Source organism: Mycobacterium barrassiae (assembly GCF_025822765.1).
GTDB classification, from domain to species: Bacteria; Actinomycetota; Actinomycetes; order Mycobacteriales; family Mycobacteriaceae; genus Mycobacterium; species Mycobacterium barrassiae.
The window spans coordinates 488,819-508,396 of record NZ_JACKUK010000016.1 but is presented as its reverse complement, the minus strand read 5'-3'; the positions used below and the strand labels follow the sequence as shown (position 1 = coordinate 508,396).

21 protein-coding genes are annotated in these 19,578 nt (G+C 67.0%); 10 read left to right on the top strand and 11 right to left on the bottom strand.

Annotated features, from left to right (window positions below):
- The first annotated feature begins 208 nt into the window (after window positions 1–208).
- Window positions 209–760, top strand: coding sequence for a nucleotidyltransferase family protein (locus H7J93_RS08320; protein ID WP_267305790.1), 552 nt, complete (start codon window positions 209–211; stop codon window positions 758–760).
- Here H7J93_RS08320 and H7J93_RS08315 read toward each other — a convergent pair.
- A complete protein-coding gene (locus H7J93_RS08315) occupies window positions 753–1,082 on the bottom strand; it encodes a hypothetical protein (protein ID WP_267305789.1) in 330 nt (109 codons plus the stop codon). The genes H7J93_RS08320 and H7J93_RS08315 overlap by 8 nt on opposite strands.
- Before the next feature lie 22 nt (window positions 1,083–1,104).
- On the opposite strand from H7J93_RS08315, the gene H7J93_RS08310 reads away from it, so the two are divergent.
- A complete protein-coding gene (locus H7J93_RS08310; RefSeq protein ID WP_267305788.1) occupies window positions 1,105–1,803 on the top strand; it encodes an SDR family oxidoreductase in 699 nt (232 codons plus the stop codon).
- A gap of 51 nt (window positions 1,804–1,854) precedes the next feature.
- Here H7J93_RS08310 and H7J93_RS08305 read toward each other — a convergent pair whose 3' ends face one another.
- From H7J93_RS08305 to H7J93_RS08280, 6 genes are all read right to left on the bottom strand, one after another.
- A complete protein-coding gene (locus H7J93_RS08305) occupies window positions 1,855–3,654 on the bottom strand; it encodes an acetyl-CoA carboxylase biotin carboxylase subunit (RefSeq protein ID WP_267305787.1) in 1,800 nt (599 codons plus the stop codon).
- A 123-nt stretch (window positions 3,655–3,777) separates the two neighbouring features.
- Window positions 3,778–4,188, bottom strand: a complete 411-nt coding sequence (locus tag H7J93_RS08300; protein ID WP_267305786.1) for a SufE family protein — start codon at window positions 4,186–4,188, stop codon at window positions 3,778–3,780.
- Between the two features lie 19 nt (window positions 4,189–4,207).
- Complete coding sequence (locus tag H7J93_RS08295) at window positions 4,208–5,095, bottom strand: sulfurtransferase (protein WP_267305785.1); 888 nt, start codon at window positions 5,093–5,095, stop codon at window positions 4,208–4,210.
- 118 nt (window positions 5,096–5,213) lie between these two features.
- Window positions 5,214–5,855 carry a Maf family protein gene (locus H7J93_RS08290; RefSeq protein ID WP_267305784.1) on the bottom strand — a complete coding sequence of 214 codons (642 nt, stop codon included), beginning with the start codon at window positions 5,853–5,855 and terminating at the stop codon, window positions 5,214–5,216.
- Complete coding sequence (locus H7J93_RS08285) at window positions 5,852–6,103, bottom strand: acyl-CoA carboxylase subunit epsilon (RefSeq protein WP_267305964.1); 252 nt, start codon at window positions 6,101–6,103, stop codon at window positions 5,852–5,854. Before H7J93_RS08285 ends, H7J93_RS08290 begins: the two co-directional genes overlap by 4 nt.
- Before the next feature lie 77 nt (window positions 6,104–6,180).
- Window positions 6,181–7,821, bottom strand: coding sequence for an acyl-CoA carboxylase subunit beta (locus H7J93_RS08280; RefSeq protein WP_267305783.1), 1,641 nt, complete (start codon window positions 7,819–7,821; stop codon window positions 6,181–6,183).
- A 96-nt stretch (window positions 7,822–7,917) separates the two neighbouring features.
- Between H7J93_RS08280 and H7J93_RS08275 the strand changes: the two genes are divergently transcribed.
- Window positions 7,918–8,724 (top strand): biotin--[acetyl-CoA-carboxylase] ligase, encoded by an 807-nt coding sequence (locus H7J93_RS08275; RefSeq protein WP_267305782.1) that lies wholly within the window; start codon window positions 7,918–7,920, stop codon window positions 8,722–8,724.
- 20 nt (window positions 8,725–8,744) lie between these two features.
- On the top strand, window positions 8,745–9,263 hold the full coding sequence (locus H7J93_RS08270; protein WP_267305781.1) for a PH domain-containing protein: 519 nt from the start codon (window positions 8,745–8,747) through the stop codon (window positions 9,261–9,263).
- Here H7J93_RS08270 and H7J93_RS08265 read toward each other — a convergent pair.
- Window positions 9,218–9,901 carry a GtrA family protein gene (locus H7J93_RS08265; protein ID WP_267305780.1) on the bottom strand — a complete coding sequence of 228 codons (684 nt, stop codon included), beginning with the start codon at window positions 9,899–9,901 and terminating at the stop codon, window positions 9,218–9,220. The genes H7J93_RS08270 and H7J93_RS08265 overlap by 46 nt on opposite strands.
- A gap of 128 nt (window positions 9,902–10,029) precedes the next feature.
- On the opposite strand from H7J93_RS08265, the gene H7J93_RS08260 reads away from it, so the two are divergent.
- The 3 genes from H7J93_RS08260 to H7J93_RS08250 all read left to right on the top strand — a co-directional run bounded on the left by H7J93_RS08260 (window position 10,030) and on the right by H7J93_RS08250 (window position 12,947).
- Window positions 10,030–11,214 carry a 5-(carboxyamino)imidazole ribonucleotide synthase gene (locus tag H7J93_RS08260; protein WP_372507828.1) on the top strand — a complete coding sequence of 395 codons (1,185 nt, stop codon included), beginning with the start codon at window positions 10,030–10,032 and terminating at the stop codon, window positions 11,212–11,214.
- Entirely contained in the window at window positions 11,207–11,719 is a 513-nt protein-coding gene (gene purE, locus H7J93_RS08255; protein ID WP_267305778.1) for a 5-(carboxyamino)imidazole ribonucleotide mutase, read from the top strand. Before H7J93_RS08260 ends, purE begins: the two co-directional genes overlap by 8 nt.
- Window positions 11,720–11,783: 64 nt before the next feature.
- The gene (locus tag H7J93_RS08250; RefSeq protein WP_267305777.1) at window positions 11,784–12,947 is read left to right on the top strand and encodes an acyl-CoA dehydrogenase; all 1,164 of its coding nucleotides are present in this window, start codon (window positions 11,784–11,786) and stop codon (window positions 12,945–12,947) included.
- Between the two features lie 73 nt (window positions 12,948–13,020).
- Here the strand turns inward: H7J93_RS08250 and H7J93_RS08245 are convergent, their stop codons facing one another.
- The 3 genes from H7J93_RS08245 to H7J93_RS08235 are packed head-to-tail and all read right to left on the bottom strand — an operon-like array spanning window position 13,021 to window position 16,627.
- Entirely contained in the window at window positions 13,021–14,436 is a 1,416-nt protein-coding gene (locus tag H7J93_RS08245; protein WP_267305776.1) for a multicopper oxidase family protein, read from the bottom strand.
- Between the two features lie 23 nt (window positions 14,437–14,459).
- Entirely contained in the window at window positions 14,460–15,164 is a 705-nt protein-coding gene (locus H7J93_RS08240) for a TIGR03089 family protein (protein ID WP_267305775.1), read from the bottom strand.
- 2 nt (window positions 15,165–15,166) lie between these two features.
- A complete protein-coding gene (locus H7J93_RS08235; RefSeq protein ID WP_267305774.1) occupies window positions 15,167–16,627 on the bottom strand; it encodes an LCP family protein in 1,461 nt (486 codons plus the stop codon).
- Window positions 16,628–16,694: 67 nt separating this feature from the next.
- Between H7J93_RS08235 and rfbD the strand changes: the two genes are divergently transcribed.
- Genes rfbD through manB form a run of 3 tightly spaced genes read left to right on the top strand, consistent with a single transcriptional unit; the run spans window position 16,695 to window position 19,571 of the window.
- Window positions 16,695–17,558, top strand: a complete 864-nt coding sequence (rfbD, locus tag H7J93_RS08230) for a dTDP-4-dehydrorhamnose reductase (protein ID WP_267305773.1) — start codon at window positions 16,695–16,697, stop codon at window positions 17,556–17,558.
- A gap of 34 nt (window positions 17,559–17,592) precedes the next feature.
- A complete protein-coding gene (locus tag H7J93_RS08225; RefSeq protein WP_267305772.1) occupies window positions 17,593–18,495 on the top strand; it encodes a glycosyltransferase family 2 protein in 903 nt (300 codons plus the stop codon).
- Window positions 18,495–19,571 (top strand): mannose-1-phosphate guanylyltransferase, encoded by a 1,077-nt coding sequence (manB, locus tag H7J93_RS08220; RefSeq protein ID WP_267305771.1) that lies wholly within the window; start codon window positions 18,495–18,497, stop codon window positions 19,569–19,571. The genes H7J93_RS08225 and manB overlap by 1 nt, the downstream gene beginning before the upstream one ends.
- Window positions 19,572–19,578: the final 7 nt, after the last annotated feature.

The following is a 19,578-nucleotide window of genomic DNA, read 5'->3' as shown; positions in this document are numbered from 1 at the left end:
GTCAAAAATTTGGCCCTGCGCTATTGAAAGCCTCGAAGCAGGAGGTGCTATCCGCCCTGCACGTCGATGACGTTTGCAGATGGCTGTTACCTCAACCTGCATCGAACCCTACGCTCTGTGGCGCCTACTAACAATCGGAACGGCTCAACTGCAGGTCAAAGTGCCGGCAACGCTTGTTTCGCCCGCCGACCGGCACCAAACTGATGACATGTCACCAACGACGGCAGGTGTGTTGCTCGCCGCGGGGGCGGGCACGCGGTTTGGCATGCCGAAAGTACTTGCCGCGCAAGGCGAATGGCTGGCATCCGCGGTCGCCGCGCTGCACGGGGGCGGTTGCGACGACGTGATCGTGGTGTTGGGCGCCGCGATCGTCGACGTCCCTGCGCCCGCCCGTGCCGTCGTCGCAACCGACTGGTCAGACGGGTTATCCGCCTCATTGCGCGCCGGCCTGTCCGCGGCCGATGGCGACTTCGCGGTGCTGCACACCGTCGACACTCCCGATGTGGGGGCCGACGTGGTGATGCGGGTGCTGGCGGCCGCGCGGTCGTCGTCCTCGGGGCTGGCGAGGGCCGTATACGGCGGCGTGCCCGGGCACCCGGTCGTCGTGGCTGATCGGTACTGGGCCGAGTTGCTGGACGGCCTGCATGGCGACGAGGGCGCTCGGCGCTTCCTCGCCGCACGCCGCGACGTCGTCGAGGTGGAATGCGCCGACCTGGCGAGCGGCCGCGACATCGACATGGATACCGATCGGGTCAGGTGATCGTCAGCCCGAGCATCGCCGACGCGAAGCGGCGAACGGATTGCTCGGCGATCTCCGCGGCATCGTCGTGACCCTCCCGCGCCCTGGTGGTCAACGTGGCGGCCCGCGGGTCGACCCGTACCTCGGCGAGCATCTCGCCGGTGGTTGGTTCACAGACGGCCCACGTGTAACCGGTGTCCGTCGCCCACTGCGCGGTGCAGCGTGCGATGTAGTCGGGGTCTTCCTCGCCCATCGAGGCGAGTGCCGGGCGGTCGTCGATCAGCTCGTCGTCCCGCGGTGCGCGCAGATACCAGGCACCTGCATTAATTTCCACGGGCTCCACTCTCCGATGGTAGGCATGGCCTATGAAGATCACAGTGATCGGTGCCAGTGGGCTGATCGGCACCAAGGTGGTCGGGCTGTTGGCGGCCGACGGACACGAAGTGGTCGCCGCAGCCCGCGGTTCCGGTGTCGACGTGCTCACCGGTGAGGGGCTGGGTGAGTCGCTGGCGGGCGCCGCCGCGCTCGTCGACGTCACGAATTCCCCGTCGTTCGAGGACGGGCCGGTGTTGGACTTCTTCACGACGGCGACTACGAATATCGTTGCCGCCGCAAAGAATGCGGGCGTCGGCCACTGTGTCGTGCTGTCGATCGTCGGTGCCGATGGTCTGCCGCACAGCGGCTACATGCGCGCCAAGGTCGCCCAAGAGAAGTTGCTCACCGAATCCGGCCTGCCCTACACCATTGTGCGGGCGACACAGTTCGCCGAGTTCACCGATGCCATCACCGGATCGCTGACGGTCGGCGACGAGGTACGTGTCCCCGACGCGCTGATCCAGCCCATCGCGGCGGACCGCGTCGCCTCCGAGGTCGCGCTCGCCGCCGTCTCCGTTCCGCTCAACGCCGTCGTGAATATCGGTGGGCCCGAGAAGATTTCGTTCGAACAGATGGCGCGCGAGTCACTGGCCCGGCACGGCGACAACACGACGTCCGTCGTCGTCGACCCCGAGGCCGCCTACTTCGGCACGCCGCTGCAGCGCAACAGTCTCGTGACGGTCGACTGACGGCGATTTGTGTGCGTTCGCGAGCGCTGAGCGCTCCTCAACGCACACAAATCACTTGATTTCGGCGAGGACCGTGCCCTGAGTGACGGCCGCACCCGACTCGACCGCGAGACCGGTCACCGTGCCGTCCTTGTGCGCCGTGACGGGGTTCTCCATCTTCATCGCCTCGAGGACCACGATCAGGTCACCTGCGGAGACTTCCTGCCCCTCCTCGACGGCGACCTTGACGACGGTGCCCTGCATCGGCGCCGTGACGGCGTCACCGGATGCTGCCGCGCCGCCATGCGAGCCGCGCTTGCGGGGCTTGGGCTTCTTGCGCACGACGCCGCCACCCGCAGGTGCCGCTCCACCTCCGCCCAGTGCGAGGTCGCCGGGCAGTGACACCTCGAGGCGACGTCCCCCGACCTCGACGACAACCGACTGCCGCGGGATCGTGTCTTCCTCTTCGATGGGGTCACCGCCGGTGAACGGCTCGATGGTGTTGTTCCACTCGGTCTCGATCCAGCGGGTGTGCACGTCGAACTTCTCACCGTCGCCGATGAACGCCGGATCCGAAACCACCGCTCGGTGGAACGGGATGACGGTGGCCAGGCCCTCGACGGTGAACTCGGCCAGCGCGCGCCGCGAACGGGCCAGCGCCTCGTCGCGAGTCGCGCCGGTGACGATCAGTTTGGCCAGCATCGAGTCGAACTGGCCGCCGATGACCGAGCCGCTCTCCACGCCGGAGTCCATCCGCACGCCGGGGCCGGTGGGGGCGACGAACTTGGTGACCGGGCCCGGGGCGGGCAGGAAGCCGCGGCCGGCGTCTTCGCCGTTGATGCGGAACTCGAACGAGTGGCCGCGCGGGGTGGGGTCCTCGGTGATGTCGAGGGCCTCGCCGTTGGCGATCTTGAACTGCTGCAGGACAAGGTCGATGCCCGCGGTCTCCTCGGTGACCGGGTGTTCGACCTGCAGGCGGGTGTTGACCTCCAGGAACGAGATCAGCCCATCCTGGGCGACGAGGTACTCGACGGTGCCGGCGCCGTAGTAACCGGCCTCCTTGCAGATGCGCTTGGCGGACTTGTGGATCTCCTTGCGCTGCGCGTCGGTGAGAAAAGGTGCCGGCGCTTCTTCCACGAGCTTCTGGAAGCGGCGCTGCAGGGAGCAGTCGCGCGTGCCCGCGACGACGACGTTGCCGTGCTGATCGGCGATGACCTGGGCCTCCACGTGGCGGGGCTTGTCCAGGTAGCGCTCGACGAAGCACTCGCCGCGGCCGAACGCGGCGACGGCCTCGCGGGTGGCCGACTCGAACAGCTCGGGGATCTCCTCGATGGTGCGGGCGACCTTCATGCCGCGACCGCCACCGCCGAATGCCGCCTTGATGGCGACGGGCACGCCGTACTCCTTGGCGAAGGCGACGACCTCGTCGGCGTCCTTGACCGGGTCGGGGGTGCCGGGCACCAACGGCGCCTCGGCGCGCGCCGCGATGTGCCGCGCGGTGACCTTGTCGCCGAGATCGCGGATCGACTGCGGGCTGGGGCCGATCCAGATCAGGCCGGCGTCGATGACCGCCTGAGCGAAATCGGCGTTCTCCGAAAGGAATCCGTAGCCGGGATGGACCGCGTTGGCTCCGGACTTCTCGGCGGCCTCAAGGATCTTCTCGAAGACGAGGTAGGACTCGGCCGACGTCTGGCCGCCGAGCGCGAAGGCCTCGTCGGCCAGCCGTACGTGAGGCGCGTCGGCGTCGGGCTCGGCGTACACCGCCACGCTTCCCAGCCCGGCGTCCTTGGCGGCCCGAATCACCCTGACCGCGATCTCCCCACGATTGGCGACGAGCACCTTGGAGATCTTTGAGCTGGCGTGACTGGCCACTGCGCCTCCTGACGGCATTTTTTTAAGAAACGTCTTTAAGAATGTATCGGAGGCAGTTTAGGAGACTCCGCGGGGCTGCTGATGACGCGGTGCCCTTAACCGGTTCACGGTGTGGCGCCGGTCTCAACGCAGATGGCGCTTGATGCGCGCCAGCATCGCCGACATGCCGCGTAGCCGCAGCGGGCTGATCAAGGCGGCCAGCCCGAGATCGCTGTAGAAGTCGTCGGGCACGGCCAGGATGTCATCGGCCGACTGCTCGTCGAGCCCTTGAGCCAGGATCGAGGCGAAGCCGCGCGTCGTCGGCGCTTCCGCAGGTGCGCTGAAGTACAGCCGGACGTGGTCGCGGTCGGCGGCGTCGACGTGAAGGAACAGCGGCGACTGGCATTCCGGCACCGGTTCCATCGCCGCCTCTTCGAGGTCTGCGGGCAGCGGAGGCAGCTCGCCGGCGAACTCCAGCAGCAGAGCCAGCTTGTCCTGCCCCTGCATCTCCTGGAATTCGGAGACCACCTCGGCCAGGGCGGCGGGCATCGTCATCGGCACATCGCTCGTTCGCTCACGGCGCGTCGCCGGGCTCTTCTCCGACGGCGACAGGAACCCGCACGGCGTTGCCCCATTCGGTCCAGGAGCCGTCGTAATTACGCACACCCTCACGGCCGAGCAGATGCGTCAGCACGAACCAGGTGTGGCTGCTGCGCTCGCCGATGCGGCAGTAGACGACCGTCTTGTCATCCGGGCTCAGGAAGCCGTATAGCTCCTCGAGTTCGGCGCGGCCGCGGAACTGGCCGTTGTCCTTGGCCGCCCTGCCCCACGGGATCGACCTCGCGGTGGGGATGTGCCCGCCGCGCAGCGCACCCTCCTCGGGGTAGTCCGGCATGTGGGTGCGCTCGCCGGTGTACTCCTGCGGGGAGCGGACGTCGATCAGGGGCTGCTTGCCGAGGATGTCGAGCACGTCCTCCTTGAACGCGCGGATGGGCGCGTCGTCACGCTCGACGACGGGGTAGCCGGTGGAGGTCTTCGTCGGCACCTCGAGGGTGGTGTCGCGGCCGTCGTTGATCCAGAGGTCGCGTCCGCCGTCGAGCAGTCGCACGTCGGGGTGGCCGAACAAGGTGAACACCCACAGCGCATACGCCGCCCACCAGTTGCTCTTGTCGCCGTAGATCACGACGGTGTCGTCGCGGGCGATGCCCTTGCGGTTCATCAGCTCGGCGAACTGTTCGCCGGTGATGTAGTCGCGGACGTGGGGGTCGTTGAGGTCGGTGTGCCAGTCGATCTTCACGGCACCCGGGATGTGGCCCGTGTCGTAGAGCAGCACGTCCTCGTCGGATTCGACGATCGCTAAGCCGGGTCGGCCTAGGTTGCCCGACAACCAGTCGGGTGTGACCAGGCGTTCCGGATGGGCGTAATCGGCCAGGGCGGGGGAAGGATCGGCAGGCAGTGGCACAACTGCGAGCCTACTCAGCCGGTACGCGCGTCTCTCCGCGAGTCGCGGTGAGCGCCGAATGTGCGCTCACCGCGAAAAGCGGGCCGGAATTGCGCAGCGGACGCACGCTCGCCGCGGACTAGGTGACCGGATTCGCGGTCCAGAGGTCCGCGATTGAGATGCCTTTCTCGTCGAGCAGTCGTCGGATCAGTGGCAGGCCGATGCCGATCACCGACGACGGGTCGCCGTCGACAGCGTCGACGAACCATCCGCCCAGCCCGTCGAGGGTGAAGCCACCCGCCACCGCCATGGGCTCGCCACTGCCGACGTAGGCATTCAGATCGGCGGGAGAGGGGTGTCCGAACCTGACCGCGGTGACGGTGGCGTCGGCGGCCCGCCACGTAATGGCCTTGTCCTGCAAGCGAATCACGCTGTGGGCCGTGAAAAGCTCACCCGAGGTGCCTGCCATCTCCTGCCACGCCAGTAGGGCCTCGTCGGCGTTCGCCGGTTTGCCCCGCAGTTGACCGTCGCGGTACAGCATCGAATCACAGCCGATGACAACGCAATCCGCGGCGACCGCGGCATCAAGGAGTCCGAGGACGGCCTCGGCCTTGGCCAATGCAAGAGCGGTGGTGACCTCAGTTGGCGTCGCCGACGGGTCCAGGGTCTCCATGACGGCGTCCTCGTCCACACCGGACACGATGACTAGTGGATCAATTCCGGCCTGGCGCAACACTTTACGGCGACCGGGAGATGCCGACGCGAGGACAAAGCGCGTCATCGATGACGCATGTGAGTCCGTTCCAACAGCGTGACCCGCTGCCAGCTGAAGACCGAGTAGCGCAGCCGGTCGACCGGATGGCCCCACAGGTTCTCTTCCTGCTCGCGCGGCTCGGCTGGGACGCTCGACGCGGCGGCGAGCACGGCGATCACCGCGGCGAGCTCCTCCTCGGTCGGGTTGCCCTTGACGACCTGGATGTGCGCCTCGTGCGCGTGCGGATCGGCGGGCACGGCCTCAGCCTCGCTCACACCTGTTGAATCGTTCGCTTCGCTCACACCTGCTGAATCGTTCGCTTCGCTCACACCTGCTGAATCGTTCGCTTCGCTCACAGTGGGATGTTCCCGTGCTTCTTCGGCGGCACCTGCGTCACCTTCCGTTCCAGCAGACGCAGCGCGGTCGCCACGTAGCCGCGGGTATGCGACGGCGGGATCACGGCGTCAACGTAGCCCCGTTCGGCGGCGACGTACGGGTTGACGAGGGTGTCCTCGTAGTCCTGCTGCAGCTGCAGGCGCAGCGCGCCGACGTCCTCGCCCTTCTTGGCGGCCTCGTTGAGCTGCTGCCGGTAGACGAACCCGACCGCGCCCGCAGCGCCCATCACGGCGATCTGAGCGCTGGGCCACGCCACGTTCACGTCGGCGCCCATCTCCTTGGAGCCCATGACGCAGTACGCACCGCCGTACGCCTTGCGGGTGATCACGGTGATCTTGGCGACTGTCGCCTCCCCGTACGCGTAGAGCAGCTTGGCGCCGCGCCGGATGATGCCGTTGTATTCCTGGTCGGTGCCCGGCAGGAAGCCCGGCACGTCGACCAGCATCACGATCGGCACGTTGAAGCAGTCGCAGGTGCGGACGAAGCGCGCCGCCTTCTCGGAGGCGTTGATGTCCAGGCAGCCGGCGAACTGGGTCGGCTGGTTGGCCACGATGCCCACCGGGCGGCCCTCGATGCGGCCGAAGCCCACGACAATGTTCTGCGCGTAGCCCTGCTGCACCTCGAGGAACTCGTCGTCGTCGAGGATGCGCGTGATGACCTCGTGCATGTCATACGGCTGGTTCGGCGAGTCGGGGATCAACGTGTCCAGCTCGAGGTCCTCGTCGGTGAGGTTGTCCTCGATCGCGCCCTCGGGAACGGCTGCGGGATAACGTGGCGGGTCGGAGTAGTTATTGCTCGGCAGGTACGACAACAACTCGCGGACGTAGTCGAACGCGTCCTGCTCGCCCGTCGCCACGTAGTGCGCGGTGCCGGACTTGGCCATATGGGTGTGCGCGCCGCCGAGCTCCTCCATCGTGACGTCCTCACCGGTGACCGTCTTGATGACGTCGGGTCCGGTGATGAACATCTGGCTGGTCTGATCGACCATGATCACGAAGTCGGTGAGCGCGGGGGAGTAGACGTGCCCACCCGCGGCGGCGCCCATGATCAGCGAAATCTGCGGGATCACACCGGAAGCCATGATGTTGTTGTGGAAGATGTTGCTGTACAAGCCGAGTGAGACGACACCCTCTTGAATACGTGCACCGGCGCCGTCGTTGATGCCGATCAGCGGCCGTCCGGTCTTGATCGCGAGTTCCTGGACCTTGACGATCTTCTCGCCGTAGACCTCGCCGAGGCTGCCGCCGAAGACCGTCGCATCCTGGCTGAAGATGCAGACCTCGCGGCCGTCGATGGTGCCGTATCCGGTGACCACGCCGTCGCCGAACGGGCGCTTGTCGGCCAGGCCGAAGTTGGTGCTGCGGTGGCGGGCCAACGCGTCGAGTTCGACGAACGAGCCCTCGTCCAGCAGCGCAAGGATGCGTTCGCGGGCGGTCAGCTTGCCCTTGGCGTGCGTCTTCTCGACCGCCGCCTCGCCGACCGGGTGCAACGTTTCCTCGAGGCGCCTGCGCAGATCGGCCAGCTTGCCCGCTGTGGTGTGGATGTCGATTTCGTGCTCGCCAGAGGGCTCGACCGACTGATCGCTAACGCTCGTCATGAGGGTCGATGCTAGCCAACGGCCGACGCGGCGCGGACGGCGCGTCCTTAATATCTCCTTAAGCAGGCTGGAGTGGTGTCACCTAAGGTTTGTCCGATGACGGCAGTGCGCGCTCCACTCGACGAGGCCGCCCTGCGAGCCGACATCCTTGGCGGCCCGGTATGGCGATCGGTGGACGTGGTCGACGAGACCGGATCCACCAACTCCGACCTGGTAGCGCGCGCCAACAGCGGCGCCCCCATCGCAGGCGCCGTGTTGATCGCCGAGCACCAGACGGCCGGCCGGGGCAGGCAGGGACGCAGCTGGTCGGCGGCGAAGTACGCGCAGATCACGATGTCCATGGCCATCGACACCGGCGGGGTGCCCACCGACGCCTGGGGATGGCTCCCGCTGGCCGCCGGCGTGGCCATCGTCGACACCGTGCGTCCGCTCGGCGTGGACGCCGGCCTGAAGTGGCCGAACGACGTGCTGGCAGGTGGCGGCAAGCTGGCCGGAATCCTCGCCGAGGTGGCCGCCGAACAGCGGGCGGTCGTCGTCGGCATCGGGCTGAACGTCTCGCTGACGGGTGACGAAGTGGGCGTCGCCGGCGTCACCTCGCTCACCGATCTCGGCGTGGCCGCACCGGATCGTCACCAGCTGGTGGTTGCGTTGCTGAGCGAATTGGGTCGTCGCGTCGACGCATGGCGGCGGGCGGGGGGCGCCGACGCCGACCTGGTCGCCGACTATCGCGCCCGCAGCATGACGTTCGGGAAGCCGGTACGCGCGATCCTGCCCGGCGATCAGGAGATCGTGGGGATCGCGCGCGACGTCGATGACCAGGGCCGGCTGTCGATCGACAGTGACGGGCGCACAGCGACGGTCGCCGCGGGCGACATCGTCCACTTGCGACCCACGGACGGCTGACACGCCATAGGGTCTTCGCCATGGGATACCCGGACAAAGTGCTGGCCAAAGGCGAGCACGTGGTACTGCATCGCCACCCGCATTGGAAGCGGCTGATCGGCCCGGTACTGATCCTGTTGGTGGTCACCGCGATTGCGGCGTTCGGCGCCGGTTACGTCAACACCACCAACTGGGACCAAACGGCGCGCAACGTCGTGATGATCGTCATCGGAGTCGTGTGGCTGGTCATCATCGGGTGGCTGACGGTTTGGCCGTTCCTCAATTGGTGGACAACGCATTTCGTCATCACGGATCGCAGGGTGATGTTCCGTCACGGCCTGCTGACCCGGTCAGGTATCGACATCCCGCTCGCGCGGATCAACAGCGTGGAATTCCGTCACGGTGTGGTCGATCGCGTACTGCGCACCGGCACGCTGATCATCGAGTCAGCGTCGCATGATCCGCTGGAGTTCATGGATATCCCGCAGGTGGAACAGGTCCACTCACTGCTGTATCACGAAGTTTTCGACACCCTGGGCTCTGAGGAGTCGCCGAGCTGATCGAGGCGCCGCGTGCGCCGGGTCGGCCTGCGCAGCGGCGTCACATTGCCTTCGGCATCGATGTGGTGCAGAGCCGGGTCGCGGACATCCTCCATCGTCTCGGCGATGCCGCCGTCGGTGAGAGTGGCCTCCAGCGCCTTGTCCGGGTTGCGGCCGAACTCGTCTGGGAACACCCAGCGCCGGAACGCCCAGAAACGGAACGCCATCTGCAGCAGGTTGCCGACGATGTACGCGGCGACGAAGTCGGCGATGTTCTCCACCGTCAGGCTGACCTCGGGGACGCGCAACATCAACACATAGCTCGAGAACCACAGCGGGGCCATCGACAGCAGCACGCCGACACCGCTGAACGCGAAGAACATCAACGCTTCGTGGTGGCGTTCCCGCCCACCCCTGTCGCGGAAGCTCCATTCGCGGTTGAGGATGTAGGAGGCGATCACCGCAACGACGCCGGCGATGATCTTCGCCGTCACAGGCTTGGGCTCCAGCACCGTGAGCTTCAGCGTGAAGAAGACCGCTGAGTCGATGACGAAGGTGGTGGCGCCGACGATCGCGAACTTGATCAGCTCGTGGTGCCGTTCGAAGTACGGCCGGATCGGGCGCGGTAGGCGCGCGATCGTGGCATCGGTGAAGGACACAACAGGGCAGTGTACGGAAAATGACCACCTCACGCGTACCCCGGCAGGTCACCGTCGGTAAAGGCGGGGCGCTCGCATGACAACATAGGCACGTGCCGCGCAACTCGACTTCGCCCCCTGTGGTGACCATGATCGGCGGCGGACAGCTGGCGAGGATGACCCAGCAGGCCGCGATCGCGCTGGGCCAGACGCTGCGTGTGCTGGCCGTCACACCGCAGGATCCGGCGGCGCAGGTGACCCCGGATGTGGTGATCGGTTCGCACGACGATCTCGACGCGCTCCGTCGCGCGGCGGAAGGCGCCGACGTGCTGACGTTCGACCACGAACACGTGCCGACCGAGATGCTGGAGAAGCTGATCGCCGAAGGCGTCAACGTCGCGCCGCCACCGTCGGCGCTGATCCACGCCCAGGACAAGCTGGTGATGCGCCGGCGATTGAAGGCCCTCGGCGCGCCGGTCCCGCGCTTCGCGGAGGTGACGTCCGCGTCCGATGTGGATGACTTCGCCGCGGGCTCGCATGCGGGGCTGGTGGTCAAGGCCGTGCGTGGTGGCTACGACGGGCGCGGCGTGACACTGGCGCGGGACACCGACCACGCCCGTGAGGTGGCCGCTGAGTATCTGGCCGCCGGTGTCGAGGTCCTCGTCGAGGAGAAGGTGGCGATGCGCCGCGAACTGGCTGCGTTGGTGGCGCGGTCGCCGTTCGGCCAGGGCGCGGCGTGGCCGGTGGTGGAGACCGTGCAGCGGGACGGCATCTGTGTGGAGGCCTTCGCGCCCGCGCCCGATCTGGACGACGACATCGCCGGCGCCGCAGCCGGGCTCGCGTTGCGTCTGGCCGACGAACTCGGTGTGGTCGGGGTCCTTGCGGTCGAACTATTCGAGACCGTCGACGGGGGCCTGATGGTCAACGAACTGGCGATGCGACCGCACAATTCGGGCCACTGGACGATCGACGGTGCACGCACAAGTCAGTTCGAGCAGCACCTGCGAGCGGTGCTCGACTATCCGCTGGGGGACACCGCGCCTATCGCTCCTGTCACCGTCATGGCGAATGTGCTTGGCGCTCAAGAAACTCCGAAGATGAGCATGGACGAGCGGCTGCACCACCTGTTCGGCCGGATGCCGGAGGCCAAGGTGCATCTGTACGGCAAGGGCGAACGGCCAGGCCGCAAGATCGGCCACGTCAACGTGCTCGGCGCACCGGGCGGCTCGCCGGATGATGCCGACTACGTCGCGGAGGTTCGGGCACGCGCGGTGCGGGCCGCACACTGGTTGTCGCACGCCGAATGGACGGACGGATGGAGTTCGCATGACTAGTGCGCCAAAGCCGCGCGTCGGCGTGATCATGGGCAGCGACAGCGACTGGTCGGTCATGGAGGACGCAGCGCACGCGCTCGCCGAGTTCGATGTCCCGTTCGAGGTCGGGGTCGTGTCGGCGCACCGCACCCCCGACCGCATGCTCGAGTACGCCAAAGGCGCCGCGGCGCGCGGTATCGAGGTGATCATCGCCGGCGCGGGCGGGGCCGCGCATCTGCCCGGCATGGTCGCGTCGGCGACACCGCTGCCCGTCATCGGCGTGCCGGTGCCGCTGGCCAAGCTCGACGGCCTCGATTCGTTGCTGTCGATCGTGCAGATGCCGGCGGGTGTGCCGGTGGCCACCGTGTCGATCGGCGGTGCGCGTAACGCCGGCCTGCTGGCCGTGCGGATCCTCGGATCTTCGGACGTGGCGCTGCGCAAAAGGGTCGAGAATTTTCAGAGTGGGCTGGCCGACATGGTGCTGGAGAAGGACGCGGCCCTGCGTGAACGGTTGCTCGGGCAGTAGATCTGCCGCGGTCGGATCGGTAACGCCGAGGCGTAAAGTTACCGACGAGTAGCAAGGAGTTGGCATGGCCATCGGAAACCCGTCATTCGACGCATTCAAGCTGTCTGACGAGCACAGCGAGCTGCGCGCGGTGATGCGCGACCTGTGCGACAAGGAGATCGCGCCCTACGCCGCGGACGTCGACGAAAAGGCGCGCTACACCGACGAGGCCCTGGCGGCGCTGACGGCCTCGGGGATGGCCGCGATCCACATTCCCGAGGAGTACGGCGGCCAGGGCGGCGACTCGGTTGCCGCGTGCATCGTCATCGAGGAGGTCGCGCGGGTGTGCGCGTCGTCGTCACTGATCCCGGTGTGCAACAAGCTGGGCACCATGGGACTGCTGTTGCGCGGTTCCGAGGAACTCAAGAAGCAGGTGTTGCCGAGCATCGCCGCGGGCGAAGCGGTGGCGTCGTATGCGCTGTCCGAACGTGAGGCCGGCAGCGATGCGGCGGGAATGCGTACCCGCGCCCGCCGTGACGGCGACGACTGGGTGCTCAACGGTGCCAAGTGTTGGATCTCCAACGGCGGGCACTCCACCTGGTACACGGTCATGGCGGTGACCGATCCGGACAAGGGCGCCAACGGCATCTCGGCGTTCGTCGTGCACAAGGACGATCCGGGGTTCATCATCGGCGCCAAGGAACGCAAGATGGGCATCAAGGGCTCGCCGACCACCGAGTTGTACTTCGAGGATTGCCGCATTCCCGGCGATCGGATCATCGGCGACGAGGGCACCGGCTTCAAGACCGCGCTGGCCACGCTGGACCACACCCGCCCGACCATCGGTGCGCAGGCGGTCGGTATCGCCCAGGGTGCGCTGGAGGCATCGATCGCATACACCAAGGAGCGCAAGCAGTTCCGGCAGCGCATCGCCGACTTCCAGGCGGTGCAGTTCATGCTCGCCGACATGGCGATGAAGATCGAGGCGGCCCGGCTCATGGTGTACACGGCGGCGGCCCGCGCCGAGCGTGGCGAACCCGATCTCGGCTTCATCTCCTCGGCGTCGAAGTGCTTCGCGTCCGACGTGGCGATGGAGGTCACCACCAATGCCGTGCAGTTGTTCGGCGGCTACGGCTACACGGTGGACTTCCCCGTCGAGCGGTTCATGCGCGACGCCAAGATCACTCAGATCTACGAGGGCACCAACCAGATTCAGCGCGTGGTGATGTCGCGCGCACTGCTCAAGTAGTTACCCGCGAGCAGACGCAAACCGACCGCTTTTACGGCGTGTCAGGGTGCGTTTGTGTCTGTTCGCGGACAAGTTAGCCCGAGTACTCGAGGAAGAACGCCATCCCCGCCTCGAGGTGATAGGTGTTGTGGCAGTGGGTGATCCACTTGCCGGGGTTGTTCGTATCGAAGTCGACGTCGACGGTCTGCAGGGGCGGCACCAGCACGGTGTCTTTGCGAGCCTTCGGGGTGGCACCCTTCATCACCTGGAACGTGTGGCCGTGCAGGTGTAGCGGGTGGAACATCATCGACTCGTTGATGTAGCGGATCCGGACGCGCTGGTTCGGTTTCACCGCGACCCCGCCGCGCGGCGGGTCGTACTGCTTGCCGTTGATCGGCCAGTTGTAGCCGTCGACGGGTCCCGCCAGGCGGGCGTCGATGACTTGGTCGGGGGCTTTCGCAGGCAACGTGACTTCCGGGGTCGGTGACAGCGTCGCGGTGTCCAGCGGTACCTGGGCGCGTACCGCCGCGACGAACGCGTCCACGTTCATGGTGGCCGGCGCGTGATTGACCCGCATGTTCAGCCGTGCGTGGCCTTCTTTGCCCTCCGGCACGGCGACGACCGGCAGCGACTCGTTGACGGTGATGATCGCGTCCACCCGCTCGCCCATGCCGAGAATCACCGAGGTCGCCTGCACCGGCACCACCGGGAAGCCGTCGGTTTGGATCACCCTCATCGTCGTGTCGGGCACCGCGACCCGGAACGCGGTGTCCGAGCCCGCGTTGATCACTCGCAGTCGGATCCGTTGGCCCGTACGGAAATCCACCACCTGGGGATCCTGTGGGGCGCGGCCGTTGATGATGAAGTACGGGTAGGTGACGTCGCCGCCGTCCGACCCGAGTGGGCTCGTCGGCGTCACCCCTGGGCCGCCCGGTTCCATCGGCTTCATGCCCGTCCTGCGCAGGTTCGCGAACACCTCGTCCGGGTTGGTGCCGGTGCCATCGATCCAATCGTCAAGCACCACAACGATTTCGCCGTCGTAGTCGACCTTCTCATCGGGGTCCTCGACGATCAACGGTCCGTACAGGCCGCGGTCGAGTTGAGTGCCGACATGGGAATGGAACCAATACGTTCCGGCGTCGGGCACCACGAAGTCGTAGAGGAACGTCTGCCCCTTCGGCACCGCGGCCTGCGTCAGCGGCGGCACTCCGTCCATGTCATTGACGATGGCGATGCCGTGCCAGTGCACGGTGACGCCCTGCGGCAGCGCATTGGTCAGTTCCGCGCGGATCCGCTGCCCCTTGCGCACGCGAATCTCCTGAGCGGGAACCTGATTTCCGTAGGCCCAGGTGCGCAGCGTGGCGCCGGCGAGGTCGATGTCGGTCTCCCCGGCGGCCAGCGTGAGGTCCGGGGCCGGCGGGCCGGACGGCGCCTGGGACCGTGAGCAGGCCGCCGCCACTCCCGCGACGCCTACCGCGCCCAGCGCGAGGAACTGCCGTCGGCCGAGCATGCTCCAAGCGTGGCACTTTTCGGCTACCCGCGGGTGATCTTCTCCGTTTGTCTGCGACGATCCAGCGCCGCGGTATCCGGATTCGCGACCTGCACAAGCGACGCCCCGACCGCGTACAGCGCCAGCAGGTGATTGACCAGGTCGTCGCCAGTTATCCAGTCGGCCGTCGACAGCACGCGGTCGTCCGACGTGAGCCCCTGTGCGTTCGCCGAAGCGTTCGCCGCGGACAGCACCTCGGCCACCGACCGGCCCTCGAGCGCGGCACCGGGGTGGCACTCGGGGGTGATCTGATCGCCGTGCACGCGGACCGCAGTGGCGTAGTCCGTCACGCCCACAGGAAGATCGGGAGCCGGCTTGCCGAACGGATCCAGCGACAGGACCGCGATCTCACCGACGCCGACGGCGTCGTCCGCCTCGCCGAGCCGTGCCGCGGTGCACAGCGCGACATCGGCCTGTCCACCGGCGACGACCTCCGCACCGATCCACCAAATCCCGAACAGCACTGCGGCGGTCTGCCAGTGCGCGGGCAACAGCACGGCCACCTTGGTGTCCGGCCCGGCGCCCAGTTCGTCCCGTAGCAGGTTGCCGGTCTTGGCCGCCCAGTTCACCAGGGTGGCGGTGGACAACTCGATTCGCTCGCCTGTGGCGTCGTCGTAGTAGGTGATCCGCGGGCCGGCAGGGTCGGACGCCATGAGCGGATCGAGGATCGCCGAACTGACTGTGCTCACGTCTAGTTGACGCACTCCGGATCGTCCGAACCGGCGGTGATGATCGGCGACGCCAGCGGGTCGACCGCAGGCACCTCGGCCGCAACGGGGTCGGTGGTGGACAGCATCGGGTCGGCACCGTCGAGACCTGAACCGGGGCCCGTGTAGTCGTTGGCCAGCACGACCCGGACCATCCCGGGAGCCACCGAGGCGTCCTCGACGACGGGCAGCCCACCGAGCTCCTTGGCAATCTCCTGCGCGCCAATGTCGTCGGCCTTGGCGGCCTGTACCTGGCTGTTGCTCACGCCTTCGTGGTTGCCGGTACTGCCAGGGGTGAAGCCCTTGGCGGCCAGCACTCGGGAGACCGAGGAGGCGAGACCGTTGATGTCGGTGGCGTTGACCACGTCGACGGTCGTCTTCTCCGGCGAGTACGCGAGTTCCTCGGTCTTGCCCTCGTCCTGGTCGTGTAGGAGTCCGTCGACCCACTCCTTGACCTCGGTGGGATCGACGCGCACGACGCTCTGCATCCCGTCGTCGCTCCACCCGTTCTCCTGCAGAACGGGAATCGTGGCGAAGGCGACGTTACCCGCCGCGAGCTTCTGCAACTGCTCGGCGAATTCCATGACGTCCCAACCGTCGGAGAGCACCACCGAGCGTTGTACGGCGTCCTGCAGGCGGTTCAGGGTCGCGGGGCTGGACAACGTCTTGCCCGAGATGACTTCGTGCGCAAGCGATGCCATCACAGCCTGCTGGCGCACCACGCGATCGAGGTCGCCGCGGGGGAGATCGTGGCGCTGACGAACGAAGCTCAGCGCCTGCGGACCGTCCAGCTTCTGCCAGCCCGCAGGGAAGTCCGCACCCGAAAGCGGTTCGTAGACCGGATTTTTCAGGCACACGTTCACGCCGCCGAGCGCGTCGGTGATGAGCGAGAAGCCGAGCAAACCGATTTCGGCGTAGTGGTCCACCGTGACGCCGGTCAGATTGGCGACAGTTTTGATCAGCGCTTCGCGGCCGGCCTCGATGGCTTCCGGCTCGGCCTGCGCCTTGTCCATGCCGTCCTGTTCGACGAGCTCCACCAGCTTCTCGAAGTGCGCAGAACCGTAGACACCGTTGATCTTCATCTTCCCGATCCCGGGTGCCTCCACGTAGGAGTCGCGGGGAATTGAGATCGCGGTGGCGGACTTCCCGTTGTTAGGGATGCGGATCAAGATGATGGTGTCGGTGTTGGTCGCCTCGTCGTCACCGGCCCGCAAGGTGGCGAGTTCTTCCGCGGACAGCGGGTTTCCGTGTGCATCTGTGCGACTGTCGACCCCGACCAGCAGGATGTCGATCGCACCGTCTTCGCCGCCGCCGCCGAGCGCCAAGGGCGAGATGTGGTTGATGCCGGATTCGAACGATCGGATCTTGCCCCATGCGACCCCGGTTCCGACGACGATCGCCAGTGCCAACGACACGGCGATGACACGAAATGTGCGAGCGGGCATCAGCCCAGGCTACTTGCGAAAAGGGCGCAGGCTCGGTAGCGCGGGTCGGCGTGCCAGACTCGTCACTATGTCTTTCCGAGAGTCTGCCCGAATTGTTATCTCCGGTGCCGGTGGCATGGTCGGACGCGAATTGGCAGCTCAGGCGCGTAAACTGGGTCGCGAAGTGCTGGCGTTGATGTCATCTGAGTGGGACATCACCGATGCGTCGGCGGCGGAGCGATTCATCGAACCTGGTGACGTGGTGATCAACTGCGCGGCCTACACCAACGTCGACGCAGCCGAATCCGACGAGGAACGCGCGCATGCCGTCAACGCGGTGGGCCCGGCCAACATCGCGCAGGCCTGTGCGCGGGCAGGAGCCGACTTCATCCATATCTCCACCGACTACGTGTTCCCCGGCACCAGCGACCGGCCCTATGAGATCGACGACGAGACGGGGCCGCTCAGCGTGTACGGGCGCACCAAGCTCGCAGGTGAGTTCTCGGTGCTGGCAGCGATGCCCGACGCGCACATCGTCAGGACGGCGTGGATCTACGAGGGCGGCGACGGCGGTGACTTCGTGGCCGTGATGCGCCGGCTGGCCGCAGGCGACGGGCCAGTGGATGTGGTGACCGACCAGGTGGGGTCGCCGACATATGCCGCCGATCTGGTGGGTGCGCTGCTCGAGGTCGCCGAGGGCAACATTCGGGAACCGATCCTGCACGCCGCCAACGGCGGCCAGACCAGCCGTTTCGAGCAGGCGCAGGCGGTGTTCGAGGGCGTTGGCGCCGATCCTGCCCGGGTGCGGCCGGTCGACAGCGGCCGCTTCCCGAGACCCGCCCCTCGACCTGCCTATTCGGTGTTGTCGTCGCGATTGTCGGAGAAGGCGGGGTTGACCCCGCTGCGGCCGTGGCGCGAAGCGCTTGCCGCCGCTCTGGCCGAGCACAGTTAACCTCTACGCCGTGAGTCGAGTTGGTAGCCGCTAGGTGAGTGACGAATTAGTCGTGGTGACGGTGACGTATTCACCGGGGCCACATCTGAACCGGTTTCTGGCGTCGCTGTCGCACGCCACGGACCGGGCGGTGACCGTCATCATGTCCGACAACGGGTCCACCGACGGTGCGCCGGAAGAAGCGCTCGAGCGGTATCCCAACGTGCGCCTGCTGCGGACCGGGTCGAACCTCGGCTACGGTACCGCGGTCAACCGCGCGGTCGACGAGTTCCTGAAAGATGGTGCAACTCAGCAGATCTCCGAGAATTCTGACTTCTTCATCGTCGCCAATCCCGATGTCCAGTGGGGGCCCAACAGCATCGACATCCTGCTGGATGCGGCGGCCCGCTGGCCGCGGGCGGGTGCGCTGGGACCGATGATCCGCGACCCCGACGGCACGGTGTACCCGTCGGCGCGGCACCAGCCCAGCCTCATCCGCGGCGGCATGCACGCCGTCGTCGGACCGCTGTGGCGGTCCAATCCGTGGACCGCTGCCTACCGGCAGGCCAGGCTCGAACCGAGCGAACGACCCGTCGGCTGGCTTTCGGGCTCGTGCCTTTTGCTGCGGCGCGCGGCGTTCGAGGAGGTCGCGGGTTTCGACGAGCGTTATTTCATGTACATGGAGGACGTCGACCTGGGCGATCGCCTGGCTCGGGCGGGCTGGCAGAACGTGTACGTGCCCGCGGCGGAGATTCTGCACGACAAGGGCCATGCGGCCGGGCGGGATCCCGCACGCAACTTGGCTGCCCACCACACCAGTACCTACACTTTTCTGGCAGATCGCTATTCGCACTGGTCACAGGCGCCGTTGCGGTGGACGATCAGGGCCGCTCTCGCCGCGCGGGCGGGGCTGGTGGTACGCAATGCCCGGCGGAAGCAGGCGAAAGGACGGCGCTGATGAATCCGGCAGAAGTGGACGCCGTCGTTCTGGTGGGCGGTCTGGGCACCCGGCTGCGCCCGTTGACGCTGTCGGCGCCCAAACCGATGCTGCCGACCGCGGGCCTGCCCTTCCTGACCCATTTGCTGTCGAGGATCGCCGATGCCGGCATCGAGCACGTGGTGCTCGGCACGTCGTACAAGGCGTCGGTATTCGAGTCGGAGTTCGGCGACGGATCCAAGATGGGTCTGCAGATCGAGTACGTCGTCGAGGACGAGCCTCTCGGGACGGGCGGCGGCATCGCCAATGTGGCGTCGAGGCTGCGGCACGACACCGTGCTGGTGTTCAACGGCGACGTGCTGTCGGGCGCCGACCTGCGTGCGCTGCTGGACAGCCACGAGAGCAACCACGCCGACGTGACGCTGCATCTGGTGCGTGTCGGCGATCCCCGTGCGTTCGGCTGCGTGCCGACCGACTCCGAAGGTGTGGTCACCGCGTTCCTGGAGAAGACGCAGGATCCGCCCACCGATCAGATCAACGCCGGCTGCTATGTCTTCAAGCGCGAGGTGATCGACCGGATCCCGAAGGGACGCGCGCTTTCCGTCGAACGCGAGGTGTTCCCGGCACTGCTGGCCGACGGTCTTCGGGTGTGCGGGTACGTCGATTCCACGTATTGGCGCGACATGGGCACCCCCGAGGATTTCGTACGCGGCTCAGCTGACTTGGTTCGCGGTATCGCGCCGTCGCCGGCGCTGCACGGTCACCGCGGCGAGGAGTTGGTTCACGACGGCGCGAGCGTCGCACCCGGTGCGCTGCTGATCGGCGGTACGGTCGTCGGGCGCGGCGCCGAAATCGCCGGTGGCGCACGGCTGGACGGTGCGGTGATCTTCGACGGCGCCAAGGTCGGGGCCGGCGCGGTGATCGAGCGGTCGATCATCGGGTTCGGCGCGCACATCGGTCCCCGTGCGCTGATCCGCGACGGCGTGATCGGCGACGGCGCCGACATCGGTGCGCGCTGCGAGTTGTTGCGTGGCGCACGGGTGTGGCCGGGAGTCACGATTCCCGACGGCGGTATCCGCTACTCGACCGATATTTGAGCGATTT

Excerpts from the sequence above, each read along its gene's own strand:
- H7J93_RS08320 (WP_267305790.1), top strand. The coding sequence starts at position 209 with ATGTCACCAACGACGGCAGGTGTGTTGCTCGCCGCGGGGGCGGGCACG.
- H7J93_RS08310 (WP_267305788.1), top strand. The coding sequence starts at position 1,105 with ATGAAGATCACAGTGATCGGTGCCAGTGGGCTGATCGGCACCAAGGTG.
- H7J93_RS08300 (WP_267305786.1), bottom strand. The coding sequence starts at position 4,188 with ATGACGATGCCCGCCGCCCTGGCCGAGGTGGTCTCCGAATTCCAGGAG.
- H7J93_RS08290 (WP_267305784.1), bottom strand. The coding sequence starts at position 5,855 with ATGACGCGCTTTGTCCTCGCGTCGGCATCTCCCGGTCGCCGTAAAGTG.
- H7J93_RS08280 (WP_267305783.1), bottom strand. The coding sequence starts at position 7,821 with ATGACGAGCGTTAGCGATCAGTCGGTCGAGCCCTCTGGCGAGCACGAA.
- H7J93_RS08275 (WP_267305782.1), top strand. The coding sequence starts at position 7,918 with ATGACGGCAGTGCGCGCTCCACTCGACGAGGCCGCCCTGCGAGCCGAC.
- H7J93_RS08270 (WP_267305781.1), top strand. The coding sequence starts at position 8,745 with ATGGGATACCCGGACAAAGTGCTGGCCAAAGGCGAGCACGTGGTACTG.
- H7J93_RS08260 (WP_372507828.1), top strand. The coding sequence starts at position 10,030 with ATGATCGGCGGCGGACAGCTGGCGAGGATGACCCAGCAGGCCGCGATC.
- purE (WP_267305778.1), top strand. The coding sequence starts at position 11,207 with ATGACTAGTGCGCCAAAGCCGCGCGTCGGCGTGATCATGGGCAGCGAC.
- H7J93_RS08250 (WP_267305777.1), top strand. The coding sequence starts at position 11,784 with ATGGCCATCGGAAACCCGTCATTCGACGCATTCAAGCTGTCTGACGAG.
- H7J93_RS08245 (WP_267305776.1), bottom strand. The coding sequence starts at position 14,436 with ATGCTCGGCCGACGGCAGTTCCTCGCGCTGGGCGCGGTAGGCGTCGCG.
- H7J93_RS08235 (WP_267305774.1), bottom strand. The coding sequence starts at position 16,627 with ATGCCCGCTCGCACATTTCGTGTCATCGCCGTGTCGTTGGCACTGGCG.
- rfbD (WP_267305773.1), top strand. The coding sequence starts at position 16,695 with ATGTCTTTCCGAGAGTCTGCCCGAATTGTTATCTCCGGTGCCGGTGGC.
- manB (WP_267305771.1), top strand. The coding sequence starts at position 18,495 with ATGAATCCGGCAGAAGTGGACGCCGTCGTTCTGGTGGGCGGTCTGGGC.